General features: G+C 61.3%; 18 protein-coding genes. 17 read left to right on the top strand and 1 reads right to left on the bottom strand.

The window, feature by feature from the left end:
* Position 1 precedes the first annotated feature (1 nt).
* The 14 genes from waaC to FW796_RS14810 all read left to right on the top strand — a co-directional run bounded on the left by waaC (position 2) and on the right by FW796_RS14810 (position 14,925).
* Positions 2-1,063, top strand: a complete 1,062-nt coding sequence (gene waaC, locus FW796_RS14875; RefSeq protein WP_346634515.1) for a lipopolysaccharide heptosyltransferase I — start codon at positions 2-4, stop codon at positions 1,061-1,063.
* Positions 1,063-2,187 (top strand): glycosyltransferase family 4 protein, encoded by a 1,125-nt coding sequence (locus FW796_RS14870; RefSeq protein WP_446439512.1) that lies wholly within the window; start codon positions 1,063-1,065, stop codon positions 2,185-2,187. Before waaC ends, FW796_RS14870 begins: the two co-directional genes overlap by 1 nt.
* Positions 2,184-2,990 (top strand): lipopolysaccharide core heptose(I) kinase RfaP, encoded by an 807-nt coding sequence (gene rfaP / locus FW796_RS14865; protein ID WP_404938115.1) that lies wholly within the window; start codon positions 2,184-2,186, stop codon positions 2,988-2,990. Before FW796_RS14870 ends, rfaP begins: the two co-directional genes overlap by 4 nt.
* Positions 2,990-3,724 (top strand): lipopolysaccharide kinase InaA family protein, encoded by a 735-nt coding sequence (locus tag FW796_RS14860; RefSeq protein WP_346634518.1) that lies wholly within the window; start codon positions 2,990-2,992, stop codon positions 3,722-3,724. Before rfaP ends, FW796_RS14860 begins: the two co-directional genes overlap by 1 nt.
* On the top strand, positions 3,721-4,473 hold the full coding sequence (locus tag FW796_RS14855; protein ID WP_346634519.1) for a lipopolysaccharide kinase InaA family protein: 753 nt from the start codon (positions 3,721-3,723) through the stop codon (positions 4,471-4,473). Before FW796_RS14860 ends, FW796_RS14855 begins: the two co-directional genes overlap by 4 nt.
* Positions 4,473-5,927: a lipopolysaccharide kinase InaA family protein gene (locus FW796_RS14850; protein WP_446439511.1), complete on the top strand. Its 1,455-nt coding sequence runs from the start codon at positions 4,473-4,475 to the stop codon at positions 5,925-5,927. The genes FW796_RS14855 and FW796_RS14850 overlap by 1 nt, the downstream gene beginning before the upstream one ends.
* A gap of 202 nt (positions 5,928-6,129) precedes the next feature.
* Positions 6,130-7,887, top strand: coding sequence for a carbamoyltransferase family protein (locus FW796_RS14845; protein ID WP_346634521.1), 1,758 nt, complete (start codon positions 6,130-6,132; stop codon positions 7,885-7,887).
* Positions 7,871-9,001 (top strand): glycosyltransferase, encoded by a 1,131-nt coding sequence (locus FW796_RS14840; RefSeq protein ID WP_346634522.1) that lies wholly within the window; start codon positions 7,871-7,873, stop codon positions 8,999-9,001. The genes FW796_RS14845 and FW796_RS14840 overlap by 17 nt, the downstream gene beginning before the upstream one ends.
* Positions 9,001-9,897, top strand: a complete 897-nt coding sequence (locus FW796_RS14835) for an antimicrobial resistance protein Mig-14 (RefSeq protein WP_346634523.1) — start codon at positions 9,001-9,003, stop codon at positions 9,895-9,897. The genes FW796_RS14840 and FW796_RS14835 overlap by 1 nt, the downstream gene beginning before the upstream one ends.
* 8 nt (positions 9,898-9,905) lie before the next feature.
* Entirely contained in the window at positions 9,906-11,318 is a 1,413-nt protein-coding gene (locus FW796_RS14830) for a PIG-L deacetylase family protein (protein ID WP_446439510.1), read from the top strand.
* Positions 11,319-11,372: 54 nt separating this feature from the next.
* The gene (locus tag FW796_RS14825) at positions 11,373-12,257 is read left to right on the top strand and encodes a DUF6625 family protein (protein WP_346634525.1); all 885 of its coding nucleotides are present in this window, start codon (positions 11,373-11,375) and stop codon (positions 12,255-12,257) included.
* Positions 12,254-13,405 carry a glycosyltransferase gene (locus FW796_RS14820; protein ID WP_346634526.1) on the top strand — a complete coding sequence of 384 codons (1,152 nt, stop codon included), beginning with the start codon at positions 12,254-12,256 and terminating at the stop codon, positions 13,403-13,405. Before FW796_RS14825 ends, FW796_RS14820 begins: the two co-directional genes overlap by 4 nt.
* Positions 13,405-14,289 (top strand): glycosyltransferase, encoded by an 885-nt coding sequence (locus FW796_RS14815; RefSeq protein WP_346634527.1) that lies wholly within the window; start codon positions 13,405-13,407, stop codon positions 14,287-14,289. The genes FW796_RS14820 and FW796_RS14815 overlap by 1 nt, the downstream gene beginning before the upstream one ends.
* A gap of 15 nt (positions 14,290-14,304) precedes the next feature.
* Entirely contained in the window at positions 14,305-14,925 is a 621-nt protein-coding gene (locus tag FW796_RS14810) for a CatB-related O-acetyltransferase (RefSeq protein ID WP_346634528.1), read from the top strand.
* An 83-nt stretch (positions 14,926-15,008) separates the two neighbouring features.
* Here FW796_RS14810 and FW796_RS14805 read toward each other — a convergent pair whose 3' ends face one another.
* Positions 15,009-16,871, bottom strand: a complete 1,863-nt coding sequence (locus FW796_RS14805; protein WP_446439509.1) for an O-antigen ligase family protein — start codon at positions 16,869-16,871, stop codon at positions 15,009-15,011.
* Positions 16,872-17,027: 156 nt separating this feature from the next.
* On the opposite strand from FW796_RS14805, the gene msbA reads away from it, so the two are divergent.
* From msbA to cysC, 3 genes are all read left to right on the top strand, one after another.
* Positions 17,028-18,833, top strand: coding sequence for a lipid A export permease/ATP-binding protein MsbA (msbA, locus tag FW796_RS14800; RefSeq protein WP_346634530.1), 1,806 nt, complete (start codon positions 17,028-17,030; stop codon positions 18,831-18,833).
* 190 nt (positions 18,834-19,023) lie between these two features.
* Positions 19,024-19,728 (top strand): sulfotransferase family 2 domain-containing protein, encoded by a 705-nt coding sequence (locus FW796_RS14795; RefSeq protein ID WP_346634531.1) that lies wholly within the window; start codon positions 19,024-19,026, stop codon positions 19,726-19,728.
* Positions 19,721-20,332: an adenylyl-sulfate kinase gene (cysC, locus tag FW796_RS14790; protein WP_346634532.1), complete on the top strand. Its 612-nt coding sequence runs from the start codon at positions 19,721-19,723 to the stop codon at positions 20,330-20,332. The genes FW796_RS14795 and cysC overlap by 8 nt, the downstream gene beginning before the upstream one ends.
* Positions 20,333-20,392: the final 60 nt, after the last annotated feature.

Here is a 20,392-nt window from a genome sequence, read left to right as displayed (position 1 = left end):
GTTGCGGGTACTGTTGATCAAGACCTCCTCCCTGGGTGATGTGATTCATGCATTGCCGGCCCTTACCGATGCCGCGCGAGCGATCCCGGGGATCAAGTTCGACTGGGTGGTGGAAGAAGGCTTCGCTGAGATTCCCTCCTGGCATCCGGCGGTAGGCAAGGTGATTCCGGTGGCGATCCGTCGCTGGCGCAAGAACCTCTGGCAGACCATCAAGAGCGGCGAGTGGCGGCGTTTCAAACAGAGCGTGCGCTCGACCAAGTACGACTTGGTGATCGATGCCCAGGGCTTGTTGAAAAGCGCCTGGCTGACCCGCTACGTGCGCGCCCCGGTGGCGGGGCTGGACAAGCACTCTGCCCGTGAACCCCTGGCTTCGCGTTTCTACTCGCGGCGCCTGGCGGTAGCCCGTGGGCAACATGCGGTGGAGCGGGTGCGCCAACTGTTCGCCGTGGCCCTGGGCTACGACTTGCCCCAGGGGCTGGGTGACTATGGCCTGAATGTCGAAAAGCTGGTGGAGTTGCCGCGCAAGAAGCCTTTTGTGCTGTTTCTCCATGGCACCACCTGGGACACCAAGCATTGGCCTGAGGCCTATTGGCGCGAACTGACCGAGCGCATGGGCATGCTCGGGGTCGAGGTCAAGCTGCCCTGGGGCAATGCTGCCGAGAAGGCCCGGGCGGAGCGTATCGCCAATGGCCTGAAAAACGCCACGGTACTGCCCAAGCTGAACCTGGCCGGAGTCGCCAAGGTGCTGGCTGACGCTCAGGCCTGCGTGGCCGTGGACACCGGTCTCGGGCACCTTGCCGCCGCTCTGGATGTTCCGACCATTTCGCTGTTCGGCCCCACCAACCCGGGCCTGACCGGCGCCTATGGCAAGGTGCAGATTCACCTGGGGAGCAACTTCCCCTGTGCGCCGTGCCTGCAGAAGAAATGCACCTACCAGCCCACCGCTGTGGATCAGCAGCGCTATGACATCAAACGCGAGTGGCCACTGTGCTTCACTCGCCTGAACCCCGAGCGTGTCGCCAGCCGACTGAGCACCTTGTTACTGGCTGAGGAGCCGCGCTGATGCAATTGGCTTTTGTCCTTTATAAGTATTTCCCCTTCGGCGGCCTGCAGCGCGACTTCATGCGCATAGCCCTGGAGTGCCAGCGCCGCGGGCACCAGATCCGCGTCTACACCCTGATCTGGGAAGGCGACGTGCCTCCCGGCTTCGAAGTGCTGGTAGCGCCGGTCAAGGCGCTGTTCAACCATCGTCGCAACGAAAAACTCAGCGCCTGGATGGAGGCCGACCTGGCCAAGCGTCCGGTGGACCGGCTGATCGGCTTCAACAAGATGCCGGGGCTGGACGTGTACTACGCCGCCGACGGCTGCTTCGAGGACAAGGCGCAGAACCTGCGGCACTCCCTGTACCGTCGCTGGGGGCGTTACCGGCATTTCGCCGAGTACGAGCGGGCGGTGTTCGCCAAGGATGCCAAGACCGAGATCCTGATGATCTCCGAGGTCCAGCAGCCGCTGTTCATCAAGCATTACGACACCCCGCTGGAGCGCTTCCACCTGCTGCCACCGGGCATTGCCCAGGACCGCCGGGCACCTGCCAACGCCGCCGAGATCCGCGCCGAGTCCCGTCGTGAGTTCGCCTTGAAGGATGACCAACTGCTGTTGGTGCAGATCGGCTCCGGGTTCAAGACCAAGGGTGTGGATCGCAGCCTCAAGGCGTTGGCAGCGTTGCCCTCGGCGCTGAAAAAACGCACCCGGCTGTTTGTAATCGGCCAGGACGACCCCAAGGTATTCCAGGTACAAAGTGCTGCATTGGGGCTGAGCGACCAGGTGCAGTTCATGAAGGGGCGCAGTGATATCCCGCGTTTCCTGCTGGGGGCCGACCTGCTGATTCATCCGGCCTACAACGAAAATACCGGCACCGTACTGCTTGAAGCCCTGGTGGCTGGCTTGCCGGTGCTGGTGAGCGCGGTCTGCGGTTACGCCCATTACATCGCCGAGGCCGAAAGCGGCCTGGTGCTGGATGAGCCGTTCGAGCAGGCGCAGCTCAATCAATACCTCACCACCCTGTTGACCGACGACGCTGCACGCGCGACCTGGAGCCGTAATGGCCTGGCGTTCGCCGAGACGGCCGACCTTTACAGCATGCCGCAGCACGCTGCGGATGTGATTCTGGCGGAGCAACACCGATGAAGTTGATGCTTGCCGAACCCTTCAAGACCCTCTGGGCAGGACGTGATGCGTTCGCCGAAGTCGAGGGGCTCAAGGGCCAGGTCTACCGTGAGCTGGAAGCGCGCCGTACCTTGCGTACGGAAGTCGAGGGTCGCGGTTATTTCGTGAAGATCCATCGTGGCATTGGCTGGGGCGAGATCGTCAAGAACCTGATCACCGCCAAGCTGCCGGTGCTGGGTGCCGGCCAGGAATGGCGGGCGCTGGAGCGTCTGCATCAGGTTGGCGTGCCGACCATGACGGCCGTGGCCTACGGCGAGCGCGGCAGCAACCCGGCGGACCAGCACTCGTTCATCGTCACCGAGGAGCTGGCGCCCACCGTCAGCCTTGAAGACTTCAGTATCGACTGGGTCAAGCAGCCGCCCGCGCCTGCTCTGAAGCGGGCGCTGATCGCCGAAGTGGCGCGCATGACCGGCACGATGCATCGTGCCGGGGTCAATCACCGCGACTGCTACATCTGCCATTTCCTGCTGCACACCGACCGTCCCATCACACCCGCTGAACTGAAACTTTCGGTGATCGACCTGCATCGTGCCCAGACCCGGGCGAAGATCACCCTGCGCTGGCGCAACAAGGACTTGGCAGCCCTGTATTTCTCCGCCCTGGATATCGGCCTGACGCGCCGCGACAAGTTGCGCTTCCTCAAGGGCTATTTCCAGCAGCCGCTGCGGCAGATCCTCGCCGAAGAAGCGGCGCTGCTGTCCTGGCTCGAAGGCAAGGCGGAAAAACTCTATGCACGCAAGCAGCGGTACGGAGACGCACTCTGATGGCGAGTTGGAACCTGGACCCCGCCTATCACGAGTTGGCGCAAGACTTCGGCAGTCTGGAAGCGGTATTTTCCCTGCAGGGCGAGCATCTGACCCGGGACCCTCTGTCTGAGGTCATTCGAGTCAAGCGTGCCGGCGTCAATTACTACGTCAAGCGCTATACCGGTGCCGGCAAGAACCTGCGGCGCTACCTGGGCAAGCCCCGGGTCAAGTTCGAATGGCAGAACCTCAAGCGCTTCGCCAAGTGGGGCATTCCCACTGCCGATGTGGTGGCCTGGGGCCTGGAGCGTCGTGGCCTGGCCTATGCCAGGGGGGCGATGATCACACGCGAGCTGCCGCGCACCGAGGACCTGTCGGTGCTGGCCGACCGCAACGATCCGCGGCTCAAGGATCGGCGCTGGGTCGACGGGGTGAGTCGTCAGCTGGCGGCCTATACCCGGGTCATGCATGACCACCGCTTTACCCACAACGATTTGAAGTGGCGCAACCTGCTGATCGACGATCAGGATCGGTTGTACCTGATCGACTGTCCGAACGGCGATTTCTGGCGTGGATTCTGGCTCAAGTACCGGATCACCAAGGACCTGGCCTGCCTGGACAAGGTGGCCAAATATCATCTGTCGGCCACTCAGCGCCTGCGTTTCTATCTGCAGTATCGCCAGCGCGATCGCCTGAGTGCCGCCGACAAGGAGCGTATTCGCCACGTGGTGAGATTTTTCGAGGGGCGCGAATGACTGATTTTCTGGCGTCCGAGGAGCGTGCGCTACTGGAGCGTAACGGTCTCGGCACTTTTGACCAGTTGTGGACCACGCAATTGGATGCGGTGGATGAGCCCAATACCAGTCGCGGCGGCAGCAGCAGTGTCTTTCGCCTGGATGTGGAAGGGCAGGGGTTCTATCTCAAGCGACAGACCAACTACCTGACCCGGACCCTGCATCGGCCTTTCGGCGAACCGAGTTTCGCCCGGGAGTTTCGCAACATCCGGCGTTATCAGCAGTTGGGCATTCCTGCGTTGCAGGCGGTGTTCTTTGGCATGCGCAAGGTCAATGGCGAGTCCCGGGCCATACTCCTGACCCGGGCCCTGGATGGTTGGGACGACCTGGATGCGCTGCTGTTGCGTTGGGATGAACTCAGTGACCTTCAGCACCAGGCGGTGCTCAAGGCTTGTGGGCAACTGGCCCGGCAACTGCACAGTCTGCGTCAGGTGCATGGCTGCTTCTATCCCAAGCATATTTTCCTGCAAGGCCATGGCGAGGGGTATCAGGCGCAGTTGATCGACCTGGAGAAAACCCGGCCCTTGCTGTTCGGTCAGCGCGACCGGGTCAAGGACCTGGAACCTTTGCTGCGCCGGGCTTCGGTGTGGAGTGCCGACGAAGTGCGCTGCCTGTTGGCGGCCTATCTGGATCAACCCCCGGACAGCTCCCTGGTGGGCGCCTGGGCCGATCGCCTCAGTGCTCGCAGCAGTCACAAGGAATCTCGCTGATGCGTTTGTCCGAGCTGAAAAACAGGGGGCGCAGCCCGGCCCTGCCCCTGAGTCTGGAGCTGGCGGACGCCGCCGGCCCGGCACAGTTGCAGTTGCTGACCCTGCTGCGAGTGCTGCCGGGGCAGCGCTATGTTGGCGCCGGCGTCTGGCGTGGGCGTCCGGTGCTGGCCAAGTTGCTGGTGGGGCCCAAGGCTGCGCGGCATTTTCAGCGGGAATTGCAGGGCGTACGCCTGCTGGCGGAGCAGGGGCTGACTACGCCGCTGCTGCTGGCGGACGGCTTGCAGGAAGGCGAGGGCGGCTGGTTGCTCTTCGAGTTCCTGGAAGGGGCACAGAGCCTTGGCGATGCCTGGAAACAGGTGGAAAAGCTGCCGGTGCTGGCCGATGAGCAGGCTGCCGTGCTGGCTGAGGCGCTTGGGGCGATCGCCCTGCTGCACGCCAAGGGCCTGTGGCAGGAAGACCTGCACCTGGACAACCTGCTGCGTCATGGCGGCAAGCTGCACCTGATCGATGGCGCGGGGATCTGTGTCGAAGAGGCTGGCAAACCCCTGTCCCGGCAAAAGGTCCTGGAAAACCTGGGAGTGTTCTTCGCCCAGCTACCCAAGAGCCTGGAGCCCTTCACTGAAGAGTTGCTGGTGCATTACCTGCTGAGCAATGCCGAGCATGCCTTGCCCCTGGAAGCTTTGGAAAAGCAGGTGAGCAAGGTACGTGGATGGCGCCTGCGGGACTTTCTCAACAAGGTTGGTCGTGAGTGCACGCTGTTCAGCGTGCAGCGCGGACCTTTCGCCTTGCGGGCGATCCGTCGCGAGGAAGAGGCGGCGATGCTGCCTGTGCTGGAGCAGGCCGATGCCCTGCTGGACCAGGGGCATCTGTACAAGACCGGTGGCGCCGCCAGCGTTGGTCGGGTCGAGGTCGCGGGGCGGACCCTGGTGGTCAAACGCTACAACATCAAGGGCTTGGCGCATTGGCTCAAGCGTTTCTGGCGCCCGAGCCGGGCCTGGCACTCCTGGCGTGAAGGCAATCGCCTGGAATTCCTGGGGATTGCCACGCCCAGGCCCCTGGCGGTGCTGGAGCAGCGTTTTCTGTGGTTGCGCCGTCGGGCCTATCTGGTGACCGAGTACCTGCCGGGGCCGGACATCATCGAGCGTTTTGCGCCGTTCGTGGGCAGCGGCGAGGCGCCTGAGTCGGAGTTGCTGGCGCTGGATCAGCTGTTTGCCCAGTTGATCAAGGAGCGCATCAGTCACGGCGACTTCAAGGGTCACAATCTGTTCTGGCAGGAAGATCGCTGGGCCCTGATCGATCTCGATTCCATGTGTCAGCACGCCAGTCTGAGCAGTTTTGCTCCGGCTTTTGCCCGAGACCGCGCACGTTTCATGCGCAACTGGCCCGAAAGCAGCAATTTGTATCAAGTGATTGATCAGCGGCTGCCCAAAACGGTCCATAGCGCTGAGGCCTGATCTGCGACCTATAGCCGCTGCTGCTGGCAGCGGCTGTGGGCCGTGGCGGATGCGGCGCCCTGGCTTGCCGCTTGCCGCTAGAGGCTTGCCCCTGCTTTTACGTTATAATCCCGCCCTTTCGTTGTTTCTCGCCCCTTTGCGAGCACACTTTATTTTCAAGGCGCACTGCGCCCGCATGCAGACTAAACGAGGCTAGACCCCTGTGGCATTGACGATTCTTGGCCTGTCCGGCGCCCTTAGCCATGATCCTTCAGCAGCCCTGTACATCGACGGCAAGCTGATTGCCGCCGCTGAAGAAGAGCGTTTCGTGCGCGACAAGCATGCAAAGAACCGCATGCCCTACGAGTCGGCGAAGTTCTGCCTGGAGCAGGCCGGGATCAAGCCTTCCGACGTTGACGTGGTAGCGATCCCGTTCGCCCCTATCAGCCTGTTCGGCAAGGCGCGCTGGCACTACGCCAAGCGGTACTGGTATGCGCCGGACCGCGCCCTGGACGCGATCCTGATGGGCAACCGTCGCTACAAGCGCTATCGCAAGAAGATCGTCTGGTGCCTGGAGCAATTGGGTTTCGATCCGAAGAAGATCAAGATCGAGCCGGTGGAACACCACCTGGCTCACGCTTCCAGTGCCTATCACTGTTCGGGTTTCAAGGAGAAGACCGCGATCCTCGGGATCGACGGCAAGGGTGAGTACGCCACCACCTTCTTTGGCTACGGTGAAAACGGCAAGATCCACAAGATCAAGGAATTCTTCGACCCGGACTCCCTGGGTGGCCTGTATGGCGCTATCACCGAGTTCCTCGGCTTCGAGATGCTCGACGGCGAGTTCAAGGTCATGGGCATGGCGCCTTATGGCGATGCCAGCAAGTACGACTTCTCCCGTCTGGCCAGCTTTGAAAACGGCGAACTGGTGATCAACACCGACTACGCCAACGTCATTGGCCTGCGTCGCTACAAAGAGAAGGGCAAGGGGTTCTACTTCTCGCCAAAACTCATCGAGTGGCTGGGTCCCAAGCGCGAAGGCGACATCGCCGACGAGCCGTACATCCACTACGCCGCGAGCATGCAGGCGCTGTTCGAGAAACTGGCCCTGCAGATGATCGACCACTACCTGGGCGACGTCCTCAAGGAAACCGGCAAGCTGGCCTTCGCTGGCGGCTGCGCGCTGAACGTCAAGCTGAACCAGAAGATCATTGCCCGTCCTGAAGTCAAAGAGCTGTTCGTGCAGCCGGCTTCCGGCGACGCCGGCACTGCAGTGGGTGCTGCTGCGTACGTGTCCCATGCCCGTGGTGTGCCGGTAGAGAAGATGGAACACGTCTATCTCGGCCCGTCCTACAGCAACGAAGACGTGATCGCGGCCTGTGCCCGTCACCCGAACAAACCGGCCTGGCGCCAAATCGACAACACGCCTGAGCGTATTGCCAAGATCATGGTGGATGGCAATCCGGTGGCCTGGTTCCAAGGCCGTATGGAGTTCGGTCCACGGGCCCTGGGCGGTCGCTCGATCATCGGTTGCCCGAGCGCCGCGGGCGTTGCCGACCGGATCAACGAGCAGATCAAATTCCGCGAGCGCTGGAGGCCTTTCTGCCCGTCGATGCTCGACACTGTCGGCCCGCAGATGATCAAGGTCGACCATCCGGCGCCATTCATGACCTTCACCTTCGAAGTGGCTGAAGAGTGGAAGACCCGGGTGCCGGAAGTGGTTCACGAAGACGGTACCTCCCGGGCTCAGGTGCTCAAGCGCGAATACAACCCGCGCTACTACGACATGATGAAAGCGTTGGAAGTCCTGACCGGTAACGGCGTGTCGCTGAACACCTCGTTGAACCGCCGTGGCGAGCCGATGATCTGCTCGCCGACCGACGCCCTGAACATGTTCTACGGTTCCGATCTGCAGTACCTGATCATGGAAGACATTCTGGTGGTCAAAGACGGCGTGGACCCTTATGACACGCTCGGCTGAACGCCATGTGCTGCAGTTCTGCCACGGCTATGACGGGCCGTTCCTGGACTGCGCTCGGCAATACGCCAACCTGTTCGCGGGCAGCGGCTATCGGGTGACCACGGTGTTTCTCACCGGGGCCGCCGATGCCGATGTGGCTGCCGGCTGTGCGTCCGATGAAGTGCTGTTCATGGAATACAGCTCCAAGGCCATTCGTGGCCTCAAGCTGGGTGCCATTCGTGACCTGCGCAAGATTGCCGCTTCGCGCAATTTCAGTTTTTGCATCGCTCATCGCTTCAAGCCGATCTATATCGCCTTGCTGGGGACCGCCTTGCCGGTGATCGGAGTTCATCACGCGTTTTCCGACTACAAGCGCCGTAGCCGGCAGATTTTCGCCGGGCTGTTTCGCAAGCGCCTGAGCCTGCTGGGGGTTTCCGACGCGGTACGTGACGACATGCGTGCCTGCCTGCCCAAATGGCCTGCGGCGCGAATCCAGACGTTGTACAACCGCATCGACCTGGACGCCTTGCAGGCCAGCCAGTTGGACGCGGCCCAGGCCCGCAGTGAGCTGGGTCTGTCCGCGGATGCCTGGATTGTCGGCAACGTCGGACGCCTGCACCCGGACAAGGATCAGGCCACTTTGCTGCGGGGCTTTGCCGCCGCCGTGCCGCAATTGCCTCAGCAGAGTCAGCTGGCAATTCTGGGGACCGGGCGCCTGGAGAAGGATCTGAAATCCTTGGCCCGTGAACTGGGTGTGGCTGATCGTGTGTTGTTCCTCGGGCAGGTGCCGGAGGCTCGGCGCTATTTCCGTGCGTTCGACGTATTTGCCTTGAGCTCCGATCACGAACCCTTTGGCATGGTCCTGCTGGAAGCCATGGCGGCCGGTGTGCCGTTGCTGGCCACCGCCTGTGGTGGTGCAAAGGAAGTGGTAGAGGGCGTGGGCATTCTGTTTCCTCTGGGAGACGCCGAGCACATGGCCCAAGGGCTGCAGCACCTGGCCGCGATGGATGATCATCAGCGCCGGGTCTGTGCCGAACTGATGCTCGACCGCCTGCGCGAGCGTTTCTCCGACCGTGCTGTACGCGATGTGTTCTGGCGTTTGCCGCAAGTCACCGATCTGACCGCGAGGGGCTGATGCTCAATCGATTTCAAGGCTGGCGCGAACGTGGCTGGTCAGTCATTGATGCGTCGACCTATGCCGAGGCCTGGCAGCGGTTTGGTGGCAGTGTGGCGACTCATCCGCTGGTGGTGGAGCAACTGGCAGACCTGGCGCAGATTCCCGTGCGTTATCTGGCCTGGGAACAGGACGGCCATCTGCAGGCGGCCATTGCCACCTGGGGGCGGGATCTGGCGCTGTCCAAGGACGTGCTCAAGCGAGCCGGCAAGAAGGGCTTGTTCGACATCGGCAATGCCGAGCTGATCCTGCCGGCCGCCGCCGATGCCCAGGTGCCGCTGCGTCATCGCGGGCGTTACCTTTCTGCGCTTAACGAAGGGCGCTTCAGCACCCTCAAGCCTCAGGCCGAACAATTGGCCATGGCCCGTACCCCTGAAGAGCTGTCGAAGAAATTTCGCTACAACCAGCGTCGCGAACTGCGTCTGCTGGAAGAGGCGGGCGGAGTGGTGCGCGCGGTCAGTGATTTCACCAGTGCTGAACTGGCGGCCATTTACTGTGACCTGTTCCAGCGCCGCTGGGGCTTTCCGGCCACTGGCGCCGAACGTATGGCCGAGGTGTTGGAACGCTTGCGCGAGCTGCTGATCGGCTCGGTGATTTTCCTCAACGATGCGCCGATTGCCGTGCAGTTGATCTACCGGGTCGAAGCGCCGCAGTGGATCAGTGTGGAGTACGTCAACGGCGGTGTTGACCCGCAGACGCGTGAGTTCAGTCCGGGTAGCGTGCTGAGCTTCCTCAACACCCAAAGTGCCTGGGAACAGGCTCGGGCCCTGGACAAACCGCTGCGTTTCTCCTTCGGTCGCGCCGACCGTGAGTACAAGGACCGTTGGTGCAATCCTGTGCCGGTTTTTCAGGTGTGAGTCCATCCATGAGTCGCAAACAGCAACTGCTCAAGCGCCACCGGCGCAATAAACGAATCGCCCTGCTGGCGGGGCTGGTGCTGTTGCTGCTGATTGGCGTGCTGGTGGCCTGGTGGTTGCCGCTGCTGCTGGCCGTTCTCGGCTGGCTGGCCCATGAGGCCTGGTTTGCCGATCACCTGTTCTACTCGCCCAAGGATGACTACTGCTACGACTTCGGCAACGAGGCTCGGCAGGTCGCAGTGCGCCTGGAGGCGGGGCGCCTGCTGGTAGGCTCGGCGCAGGAGCTGGCCGCGGATGAGACGCTGATCCTCGGGGTTCAGGTCAAGAGTTCCTGGATCGGACGCTTTCTCGATCCGGCCATTGAAGTGCTGGGCGGCCCAACGCTCGACCGTCAAGCGTTCGAGCGTGGGGTCAATGGCCTGCGTTATCTCAACCTTAGCGGCCTGGCTGGCCCCCTGATCGGTGGCGAGCTGCAACTGCGCGGGCGTTTCTGTCGGATTCGGGTCCAGCCCCAGTTGATGGCCTGGCGCGATCCCGACTACCGGCGCCAGCGAGTGATGGTGATCGCTCCCCATGCCGACGATGCCGAACTGGCAGCCTTTGGCTTGTACAGCCAGGCCGACGAAGCCTGGATCGTGACCCTGACAGCGGGGGAAATCGAGGCCGAGCATTATCAGGCCATGGGTATGAACCCAGTTGAGGCGGCGCGAATCAAGGGTCGCTTGCGGGCCTGGGACAGTATTGCCGTGCCGCGTTGGGCTGGAGTGCCTGAAGCCCAGTGCGTGCAGCTGGGGTACTTCTGCCTGCAGCTACCCGCCATGCAGGCCGCTGCGCAGCAGCCGGTGGCCTCGCGTGAGGCGCAGTTGAGCGATATCCGCCTGTTCCGCCAGTTCAATCCGTTCCCGCTGCCCGCCGATCGAGATGGGTTGCCGACCTGGGACAACCTGTTGGCTGATCTGCGCGAGCTGCTGCTCAAGGCGCGGCCCGAAGTGCTGGTGTTGCCGCACCCGTCACTGGACCCTCATCCCGACCATATCTGTGCCCAGGTGGCGGTGATGCAGGCGCTGGAGGGCTTGGACTGGCAACCGACCACTGTGCTCGGCTATGCCAATCACCTGCATGACAATGATCGTTGGCCGATGGGCGATTCGGGGGCGGGCATTGCTTTGCCGCCAGTGTTCGATTCGACGACAGTGTTGCGTCCCTGGTGCTTGCCACTGTCCCAGGTTGAGCAATATGACAAGGCCATGGCCTTGGGCATGATGCATGACCTGCAGCCGAGAATGCCGTTCAAGCGGCGTCTGCGCAGGTCGATACAATGGCTTCTGGCTAGTAGAGTGCCTTCGACCCTGGGAGAGAATGAGTTCTTTCGCAAGGCAGTACGGCGGCACGAACTGTTCTGGCTGTTGCGGCAGCGATAAAACCGGCATAAACACAGGAATCTGTTGTGCCCCTAACCTGACAGCGAGTCTTTTGTGATCAATCCACGCCCGCGAATCCTGTTTCTCATGCCCTATTTCGGGCGCTGGCCATTCTGGCTGCCGTTTTTTCTCGAAAGCTGCCGACGCAATCCGGATATCGACTGGTTGTTTTTCAGCGATTGCGGGACTCCGGAGAATCTGCCGCCTAACGTCCAGTTTGAAAGCATCAGCTTTGCTGATTACTGCGCTTTGGTATCCCAGCGCCTGAACATCGATTTTGCGCCCAATGCGGCCTACAAGCTCTGTGATATCAGGCCAGCAATGGGGTATATCCATATTGATCGGCTGGAGGGCTACGACTTCTGGGCTTTCGGCGATATCGACCTGGTCTACGGTGACCTGCGGGCCTACTTCACCGCGGATCGTCTGGCGAAGTATGACCTGTTCTCCACCCACGAGCGTCGGGTCGCTGGGCACTTGTGCCTGATACGCAACAGCGCCCGCCAGCTTGAGTTGTTCAGGCAGATCAAGGACTGGCAGACGCGCTTTACCGATCAGCAGCATCACGCACTGGATGAAGGGGCGTTCAGTCGGATTTTTCTCTGGCGCAAGAACTTCCCGAAGCCGCTGTTCAAGCTGGTGGGCAAGTTCAATCCATGGCGCCGTCGCAGCGAGTTCACTGAGGCGTTCAGTACGCCGGGCGGAGTGATCGATTGGCATGACGGCAGTCGTGATTTTCCGACGCGCTGGTACTGGAAGGATGGGCATCTGACCAATGACCGCGACGGCGCCCGCAGTTTTCCGTATTTCCACTTTGTGTGTTGGAAGCGCAATGAGTGGTCGGACTTGCCGGAGCATGATGCCCAAGAAGTCCAGGCCCTGGCCAGCGAGTCGTCCTGGGTCATCGATGCCACAGGTTTTCATCGGGGAGAGTTATGAGCCAGCGCTTCAAGGTCCTGCAGCTGCAGCCGGACTACAACGTCAAGTCTCACGACTTCGCCGATCTGGCCGAGCAGATTGTCAAGGCTTTGCCGGCTGAGCGATATGAAGTCACCGCGGCCTTCCTGCGGGGGCGCCCCGGGCCGAACGATCCGGTAAGCCGGGCTGCGCATTCGGTGTATTTCGAATTTTCCGACAAGTCTCTCAAGGGCATGCGCCTGCGGGCCATGTGGCGGCTGTATCAGTTCTGCCGCAAGGAAAAATTCGACGTGGTGATCTGCAATCGCTTCAAGCCAGTGAACATGATGTTGACCCTCAACCGTTGGTTGAAGGCCCCACTGTGCATCGGCATTTCCCACGGTTTTGGTGAGTACGACAGGTTTTACCGGCGGCGCCAGACACAGCGCCTGATCGACCGGCACTGGCGCTTTGTCGGTGTGTCGCCCGCGGTCAAGCAGTACCTGCTGGATTGCCAGTGCGGCTTCACCGATCAGAACACCTGGGCGATCACCAACGCCATCGATATCGAACAGGCCGAAGCCTTGCAGCATTCCCGCGAGCGCTCTCGTGAACTGTTGGGGTTGGACCCTTCAGTGCGCCTGATCGGCGCTCTGGGGCGCCTGGTGCCAGTCAAGGGCCACACTTACCTACTGCAGGCATTTGCTCAGCTCAAGGACAAGTACCCACAGACTCAACTGGCGATCATTGGCGCCGGGCGCGAAGAGGCCAATCTGCGCGCCGAGATCGAGCGTCTGGGGCTGCAGGGTCGGGCCCATCTGCTGGGCTTCAAGGAGAACGCCCTGCAGTACGTGCGTGCCTTCGACATCTGGACCATGCCGTCGCTGGCCGAAGGCTTGGGCCTGGCGCTGCTGGAGGGCATGAGCGGGCAGTTGCCGGTGATCGCTTCCAATGTGCCGGCGATGCTGCCGCTGATCGAAGGGGCCGGTGGCCTGGCGGTGGAGCCGGCCAATGTGCCGGCGCTGAAGGCGGCCCTGGACAATTACCTGGGGCTCTCCGATGAGGCGCTGGCCGACAAGGGCCAGCAAGCGTATCGCTATCTGCAGAAAGAACATGATATCGAGGTGTTCCGCGAGGAGTACCTGCAATTGATTGACTCGGGATTGAGTCAGGCGGGCAAGAGGCAGTAATGACAGACCAGCAACCTGTGGTGACGGTAATCATCGCCTCCTACAACCACGCGCCCTATATCGAGCAGAGCATTCTCAGTGTGCTCAACCAGACCTATTCGAACATCGAACTGCTGGTTGTGGATGACGGTTCAAGCGATGACAGCGTCGAGCGTATCCGGCGTTTGCAGGCGTTGCATGGTTTCGACTTCCGCGTCCAGCAGAATCAGGGGCTGACCAATACCCTCAATGGCGCCATCGCTCGGGCCAAAGGCAGCCTGATCGTGCCCTTCGGCTCCGACGACATTATGCTGCCCGAGCGTATCGCGACCCAGGTGGCGTACCTGGACGGCAAGCCTGAAGTCGGGATCTGTGCCGGCAATATCGAGTTGATCGACAGCGATGGCAACCTGTTTCCCGAAAATCGCCAGCGCCGTGACGTGCCGTTCCGGCGTCTGGACTTCGATGACATGTTCCTTGAGCGCAAGCCTTACCCGCCAGCGCCGACGTTGATGATTCGCCGTGAGGCACTGGAGAAGGTCGGTGGTTTCGACCCGAGTATCCGTCTTGAGGACTTGCTGATCGAGCTGAAGATCACCCATGCGGGTTACTTTATCGATGGCTTGAACGTATTGATGGCGCGTTATCGCAAGCACGCCACCAACTCCTACAAGAACCACCGCTTCATGATCGACAACATCCTGCGCACCTACGCTTTGTTCAGTGAGCATCCGCTGTACGAGGAGGTGCGCTACAAGTTCCTCAGCTCGATGTTCCTCAAGGTGTCCAACCGCGATCGGAAACTGGCTCGTGAATTGTTGTCGCAGATCCCGTTCAAGGCCTGGAACAAGAAAACCTGGCGTGGGCTGGGTCGTCTGTATTTTTCGCCGCTGGAAAAAGACTGAAGGGGGCGCCGGAGCATGGGCTGGATTCAACGCTTTCTTGAAAAGCGCGCCAAGCGTGCGATCCGCAAATTGCCGAAAATCGAACGCGGCGTGGTGCGCTTCCAGCAGCGTTATCCGGGTTACAGCATTGGCCGCGGCAGTTATGGCTTGCCTGAGGTGCATGACTGGCAGGAAGGCTCGACCCTGAGCATTGGCGCTTACTGCTCGATCGCCGAAGGCGTGCAGATTTTTCTCGGTGGCCACCACCGTGCGGACTGGGTCAGCACCTATCCCTTTCCCGCAATGCTGCCCCAGGCCGCGCATATCAGCGGTTATGCCGGCACCAATGGCGATGTGCGGGTGGGCAGTGATGTGTGGTTGTGCTCCAACAGCACACTGTTGTCCGGTGTGACCATTGGCCATGGCGCGATTGTCGCGGCGGGGGCCTTGGTCACCAAGGATGTGGAGCCCTATGCGGTGGTCGGTGGCAATCCGGCGCGCTTCCTGCGGTGGCGCTTCCCCGAAGAACAGCGCCAGCAGTTGTTGCAGAGTGCCTGGTGGGACTGGCCGGAAGCCGAGTTGCACGGGCTTGCCGACAAGCTGTGCAGCGATGATATCGAAGCCTTCCTGGCCTATGCCCGGCAGCGTCAGGCCTGACGTTCAGCGGCTCAATCCCCTGTGCCCCGATACCCTGGCAGCCTTGTGCGGCTGCAAGGGTACGGATGTGGGTGTGCAGGGCTTCAGTGGGCGCCTTGGCGCTCGTCGCTCGCAGGCAGTTGCTTGAGCAGGCCGGTTGCACGGGACATCGAGGTGGGCAGGGCATAACCGGCCTGTAGTGCGTTCAGGTGCTCCTTGAACAGCCAGCCACGATCTTCGGTATAGCGCTGCATGTGCCGCAGATTGCGCTGGCGCAGTGAAGTTCTCAGTGAGGAGGGGTAAACCCGCAGATCGGCAAGATCGATCAGGCCGAACTCGCCATTCTCCAGCACCAGCACATTGGCCAGATGCAGCGAGCGAAAGTACACCCCTTGTTCATGCAGTCGTGCCATGAACGTACCGAAGTCCTTGATCAGCTGCGCGCGCTCGTCTGCCGAGCCTGCCAATTGCAGGCGCTGGCGCAGGGTCTGCCCAGGCAGTGGCTGGTAGCGCACGGCGTTGCTGCCGTCGGCAAGTCGGTACAGGCCCAGGATGACCGGGGTGATAATGCCCAGATCACGTAATTGCTCGCTGTTTGCGGCAAAGCGCTCGGAGTAGGGGTTGAACCCTCCTGAGGTGTACCAGCGACGAGGGCGGAACAGCTTGAAGAAACTGCCATCCTCCAGACGCAGGACCTTGGGCCCCAGGCCATCGGCTTCGATGACCTGGGCATCGGCGAGCAGTTGTTCGGCTGCGGCCGGGGTCAGTGAGGCTACCTGCAGGGGCGGCGAACGTTTGGCGCGCTGGTGAATGCACAGGGCAGCGATCAGGGCCAGGGGGATCCACAGCAGGAACCAGTGCTCCTTTGGACGCGAAAGAATCCCGCCGCCTTCTGTCAGACCGGCGCCAATACCAAAGACCAACCAGCTGGAAGCCAGGATCAGCAAGGGGGTGGCGCGAAGCTGCCAGCTCTTGAGCAGGGCCCAGGCCTGCATGAACAGCCACGGCAGCAGGCCGAAGATGCCCACATAGTAGAGAACCCCCAGGGCAAAGTTGTGTGGCTCCTCCAGGAGGAAGCCGATACCCGGGTCCAGGGACAGGCTGGCGTTATAGCCATGACCGATCCAGGGATGATTGACGATCTGTTCCAGCGCCAGGCGCCAGAGGTCGAAGCGCGAAGAGCTGCCACGCTCCAGAAGCATCTGCGAGAACATGAGCAGGACCGCCGCGCCGCCTACTGCCATGCCCGCAAGCAGCATCAACGAGCGACGGTTCCAGCTGATGAAGCTCAGCCAGAGAGCGGCCAGGGTCAGCGCCACCAAGGGCGTCCTGGAACCGGTGGCAATCAGTGCGGCAAACATGATGGCCATTGCCGGAATGCTCAGCCAGAGCATCTGGTAGCGGCGACAGGTCATGCTCAGGCTCAGCCAGTAGACGCAGAAGAACCCGAAGACGTGGGAGCTCAGCAGCGGATTGTCAAAGGCTCCGGCACCCACCATGCGCAGATCGGGGGTGTGGTAGCGAACGAAGACATACAGATTGAAGATCGAGGCGAGCAGGGCAACGATCGCCGCGCAGAAGATCAGTGGCTGCAATATGTCATTGCGATAGCGAACCAGCAGGGTACAGCCGGCAAACAGCATCAGCGTATGCAAAGGGGTCTTGATCTCTCCCAGCACGCTGTCGACCGGCGGGCTCCAGGCCAGGCTGGCGATGGCCCAGGTACAGAACAGCAGCATGGCGATGAAGATAGGTTCGCGCAGCAGTCCTTTCAGTTCGCTGGGGCGTGTGCATAGGGCAATCAGCGTCGGGATGCTGAACAGGCCGTAGTACAGCTTGTGCAACAGGCTGCGGCCGGGGAGGAAAAACAGCGCGCAGAGCAGTAATAGATACCCTAGCGGCAGAATCCACAGGCAAATGAAATCGAATACTCGATTCGACGTGTTGCGAAGAGCATTGGGTTGCATGCTTAGACGTTCATCCCGGAAGTTAAGCTGGCAATCATAACGATTAATACCGGGCGGTGTCGTTGGTCAGCTGAACAATCTCGGCCCCTTGGGAGTGCCGGTACCTCGAACAAGCTGTGCTAAAGTCAGCCTCCTTTTTGACGACATTCCCGTGATATGACCGACTCCAGTCCCAGCGCAAGCCCCTCGAGCTTGAAAATCTACTTCCGTCTGCTTGGCTATGTGCGGCCCTATATTGGTCTGTTTCTCATCAGCATCGTCGGGTTCCTGATCTTCGCTTCGACCCAGCCCATGCTCGGCTACATCCTCAAGTATTTCGTCGATGGCCTGTCCAATCCCGAGGCTGCGCTGTTTCCCACTGTGCCCTACTTGCGAGACATGCGGTTGCTGCAGGCGGTGCCGCTGTTGATCGTGCTGATCGCTGCCTGGCAGGGCCTGGGCTCCTACTTGGGGAACTACTTCCTGGCCAAGGTTTCCCTGGGGTTGGTGCATGACCTGCGGGTGCAGTTGTTCAACAACCTGCTGACCCTGCCCAATCGCTACTTCGACAAGCACAACTCCGGACACCTGATCTCGCGGATCACGTTCAACGTGACCATGGTCACGGGGGCGGCGACAGATGCGATCAAGGTGGTGATCCGCGAAGGCATGACGGTGATCTTCCTGTTCGCCTCGCTGTTATGGATGAACTGGCGCCTGACCCTGGTGATGATTGCCATCCTGCCGCTGATTGCGATCATGGTGCGTACCGCCAGCAAGAAATTCCGCAAGCAAAGCAAGAAGATCCAGGTTGCCATGGGCGACGTGACCCACGTTGCCTCGGAAACCATCCAGGGCTATCGGGTGGTGCGCAGCTTTGGCGGCGAGACCTATGAGCAGCAGCGCTTTCTGGCAGCCAGCCAGGGCAACACCGACAAGCAACTGCGCATGACCCGCACCGGCGCGATCTACACGCCGCTGCTGCAACTGGTGATCTACAGCGCCATGGCGGTGCTGATGTTCCTGGTCCTGTACCTGCGTGGCGATGCGTCGGCGGGGGAAATGGTGGCTTACATCACCATGGCCGGGCTGCTGCCCAAGCCGATCCGTCAGCTGTCGGAAGTCAGCTCCACCATCCAGAAAGGCGTGGCCGGTGCGGAAAGCATCTTCGAACAGTTGGACGTCGAACCTGAGGTCGATCGTGGCACGGTGGAGCACGCCAGCATCAGTGGGCACTTGGAAGTGCGTAACCTGAGTTTCACTTATCCTGGTACTGAGCGTCAGGTGCTGGATGACATCAGTTTCAGCGTCGAGCCGGGAAAAATGGTCGCCCTGGTGGGGCGCTCCGGCAGCGGCAAGTCGACCCTGGCCAACCTGATCCCGCGCTTCTATCACCACGACAAGGGCCAGATCCTCCTGGATGGCACCGAGGTCGAAGATTACCGTCTGTTGAACCTGCGCCGGCATATCGCTCAGGTTACCCAGCACGTCACCCTGTTCAGCGACACCGTGGCCAATAACATTGCCTATGGCGATCTGGCCGGCGCACCACGGGCGGACATCGAAAAAGCAGCGGCCGACGCCTATGCCATGGACTTTATCGCCCAGTTGCCAGAAGGCCTCGACACTCAGGTCGGGGAGAACGGCGTGCTGCTTTCAGGTGGCCAGCGTCAGCGCCTGGCGATTGCCCGGGCCTTGTTGAAGAATGCACCGCTGCTGATTCTCGACGAGGCCACCTCGGCCCTGGACACCGAGTCCGAGCGGCATATCCAGGCCGCCCTGGACAAGGTCATGAAGGGACGCACCACCCTGGTGATCGCGCACCGTCTGTCCACTATCGAGAAGGCGGACATGATCCTGGTCATGGATCAGGGACGGATTGTCGAGCGCGGCACTCACGCCCAGTTGCTGGCCCAGAATGGCTACTACTCGCGGTTGCATGCCATGGGCCTGGAAGAGCCCGCACCCAGCGGTATCGCCTGAGTCTTCCCGGGGAGCGGGCCCGCTCGCTCCCCGGAGCCTCCAGGGTGTGCAAGGCACCTTGGCATCATTTGTATAACCCGCCTTACAGTCTTGACCAAGGCTAAATAATTCTGCGTTTCTCGCTTGTTATGGTTCCCGCCTGAATCTTCGAACGGATCGAGAGGGCCATCCTTCTCGCGTGGGTATCGCAATGCTGCAACGTTTTGTGTGGAAGTTATTACCCAAGACCCAGCGTCATTTCCTGTTGGGTCGCCTGTCGGTGGTGGATCGTCAGGTGGTGAACAAGTCCATGTCCGCCAATGTGCGTTTTCCCGATGCTTTTGCCCGTCATTCCTGCCTGTTTATCCACGTTCCCAAGTGTGCCGGCAGCAGCGTCTGCTCGGCCTTGTTCGATGGCTGGATGCCGGGTCACCTGCCGCTGTACTGGTATGAGCAACAGTTCCCACAGGCGTTTTCCAGCAGTTTCAAGTTCGCCTTCGTCCGCGATCCCCTGGAACGTGCCTACTCGGCCTATGCCTTTTTACGGGGCAACCGCCTGGGGCGACGGGATCAGGCGGCCCAGAGTCTGGTGACGCACTACCGGGACTTCGACGACTTCGTCGGCCGCTGGCTGCATTCGGAGAATATTCACAGGCAGATGCATTTTGCGCCCCAGAGCGACTTCCTCACCGACTCCCTGGGGCGCCTGGCCCTGGACTTCGTCGGCTATCAGGAGCACCTGCAACGTGACTTCCAGCTGCTGTGCCAGCAGTTGGGGGTCGATGCCCAACTGCCCCATGTCAACGGCACTGCACAACGCCGCACCACGCCTGTCAGGGAATTCTGCTCGGTACGCACTCGTCGCCTGGTGCGCCGTGTCTATCAACGCGACTACGAGATGCTGGGTTATGAATAAGCTCGCTTGTGCACCTCAGGAACAACTACAGATCCGCCCCTACAGCCTGTCGCTGTCCATCGAGGCCCGGGCCGCGCTCAAGCAGCAGAAGCCCTGTTGCCTTTGGCTGACCGGCTTGTCGGGGGCCGGCAAGTCGACCCTGGCCAACCTGTTGGAACTGCGCCTCAACGAGTTGGGCATGCATACCTTCGTCCTCGATGGCGACAATGTGCGCAGTGGCCTGTGCCGTGACCTGGGAATGGGGGCAGAGGCGCGCAAGGAAAACATCCGCCGCATGGCCGAGGTGGCGCGACTGATGGTGGAGGCTGGGCTGCTGGTGATCGTGTCGGCGATTTCACCGTTTCGCGCCGAGCGTGATGCTGCCCGGGCGCTGTTCGGGGCCGGACAGTTTATCGAGGTGTACATCAGCACACCGTTCGATGCCTGTGCCCGGCGCGACCCCAAGGGCCTGTATCAGGCGGCCCTGGAGGGCCGTATCAAGGATTTCACCGGCCTCGACAGTCCCTATGAAGCGCCACTGCAAGCCGATTGCGAGATCGATACCTCCAGCGTGGAGTTGCCGGAGGCGATCCGCCGGCTGCTGCAACTGTTGCCGCGCAAATGAACCGCAGGAAATCTTCGCAGGCCTCACTCAAGGCATAGAACTAGGCGGCGCCAACCCTGT

The organism is Pseudomonas sp. 910_21, assembly GCF_052850735.1.
The sequence above is the reverse complement of the archived record's forward strand: the minus strand, read 5'-3'. Positions and strand labels throughout refer to the sequence as shown.

Excerpts from the sequence above, each read along its gene's own strand:
- FW796_RS14830 (WP_446439510.1), top strand. The coding sequence starts at position 9,906 with ATGAGTCGCAAACAGCAACTGCTCAAGCGCCACCGGCGCAATAAACGA.
- FW796_RS14840 (WP_346634522.1), top strand. The coding sequence starts at position 7,871 with ATGACACGCTCGGCTGAACGCCATGTGCTGCAGTTCTGCCACGGCTAT.
- rfaP (WP_404938115.1), top strand. The coding sequence starts at position 2,184 with ATGAAGTTGATGCTTGCCGAACCCTTCAAGACCCTCTGGGCAGGACGT.
- msbA (WP_346634530.1), top strand. The coding sequence starts at position 17,028 with ATGACCGACTCCAGTCCCAGCGCAAGCCCCTCGAGCTTGAAAATCTAC.
- FW796_RS14820 (WP_346634526.1), top strand. The coding sequence starts at position 12,254 with ATGAGCCAGCGCTTCAAGGTCCTGCAGCTGCAGCCGGACTACAACGTC.
- FW796_RS14795 (WP_346634531.1), top strand. The coding sequence starts at position 19,024 with ATGCTGCAACGTTTTGTGTGGAAGTTATTACCCAAGACCCAGCGTCAT.
- FW796_RS14850 (WP_446439511.1), top strand. The coding sequence starts at position 4,473 with ATGCGTTTGTCCGAGCTGAAAAACAGGGGGCGCAGCCCGGCCCTGCCC.
- FW796_RS14810 (WP_346634528.1), top strand. The coding sequence starts at position 14,305 with ATGGGCTGGATTCAACGCTTTCTTGAAAAGCGCGCCAAGCGTGCGATC.
- FW796_RS14815 (WP_346634527.1), top strand. The coding sequence starts at position 13,405 with ATGACAGACCAGCAACCTGTGGTGACGGTAATCATCGCCTCCTACAAC.
- FW796_RS14870 (WP_446439512.1), top strand. The coding sequence starts at position 1,063 with ATGCAATTGGCTTTTGTCCTTTATAAGTATTTCCCCTTCGGCGGCCTG.
- cysC (WP_346634532.1), top strand. The coding sequence starts at position 19,721 with ATGAATAAGCTCGCTTGTGCACCTCAGGAACAACTACAGATCCGCCCC.
- FW796_RS14860 (WP_346634518.1), top strand. The coding sequence starts at position 2,990 with ATGGCGAGTTGGAACCTGGACCCCGCCTATCACGAGTTGGCGCAAGAC.
- FW796_RS14805 (WP_446439509.1), bottom strand. The coding sequence starts at position 16,871 with ATGCAACCCAATGCTCTTCGCAACACGTCGAATCGAGTATTCGATTTC.
- FW796_RS14835 (WP_346634523.1), top strand. The coding sequence starts at position 9,001 with ATGCTCAATCGATTTCAAGGCTGGCGCGAACGTGGCTGGTCAGTCATT.
- FW796_RS14855 (WP_346634519.1), top strand. The coding sequence starts at position 3,721 with ATGACTGATTTTCTGGCGTCCGAGGAGCGTGCGCTACTGGAGCGTAAC.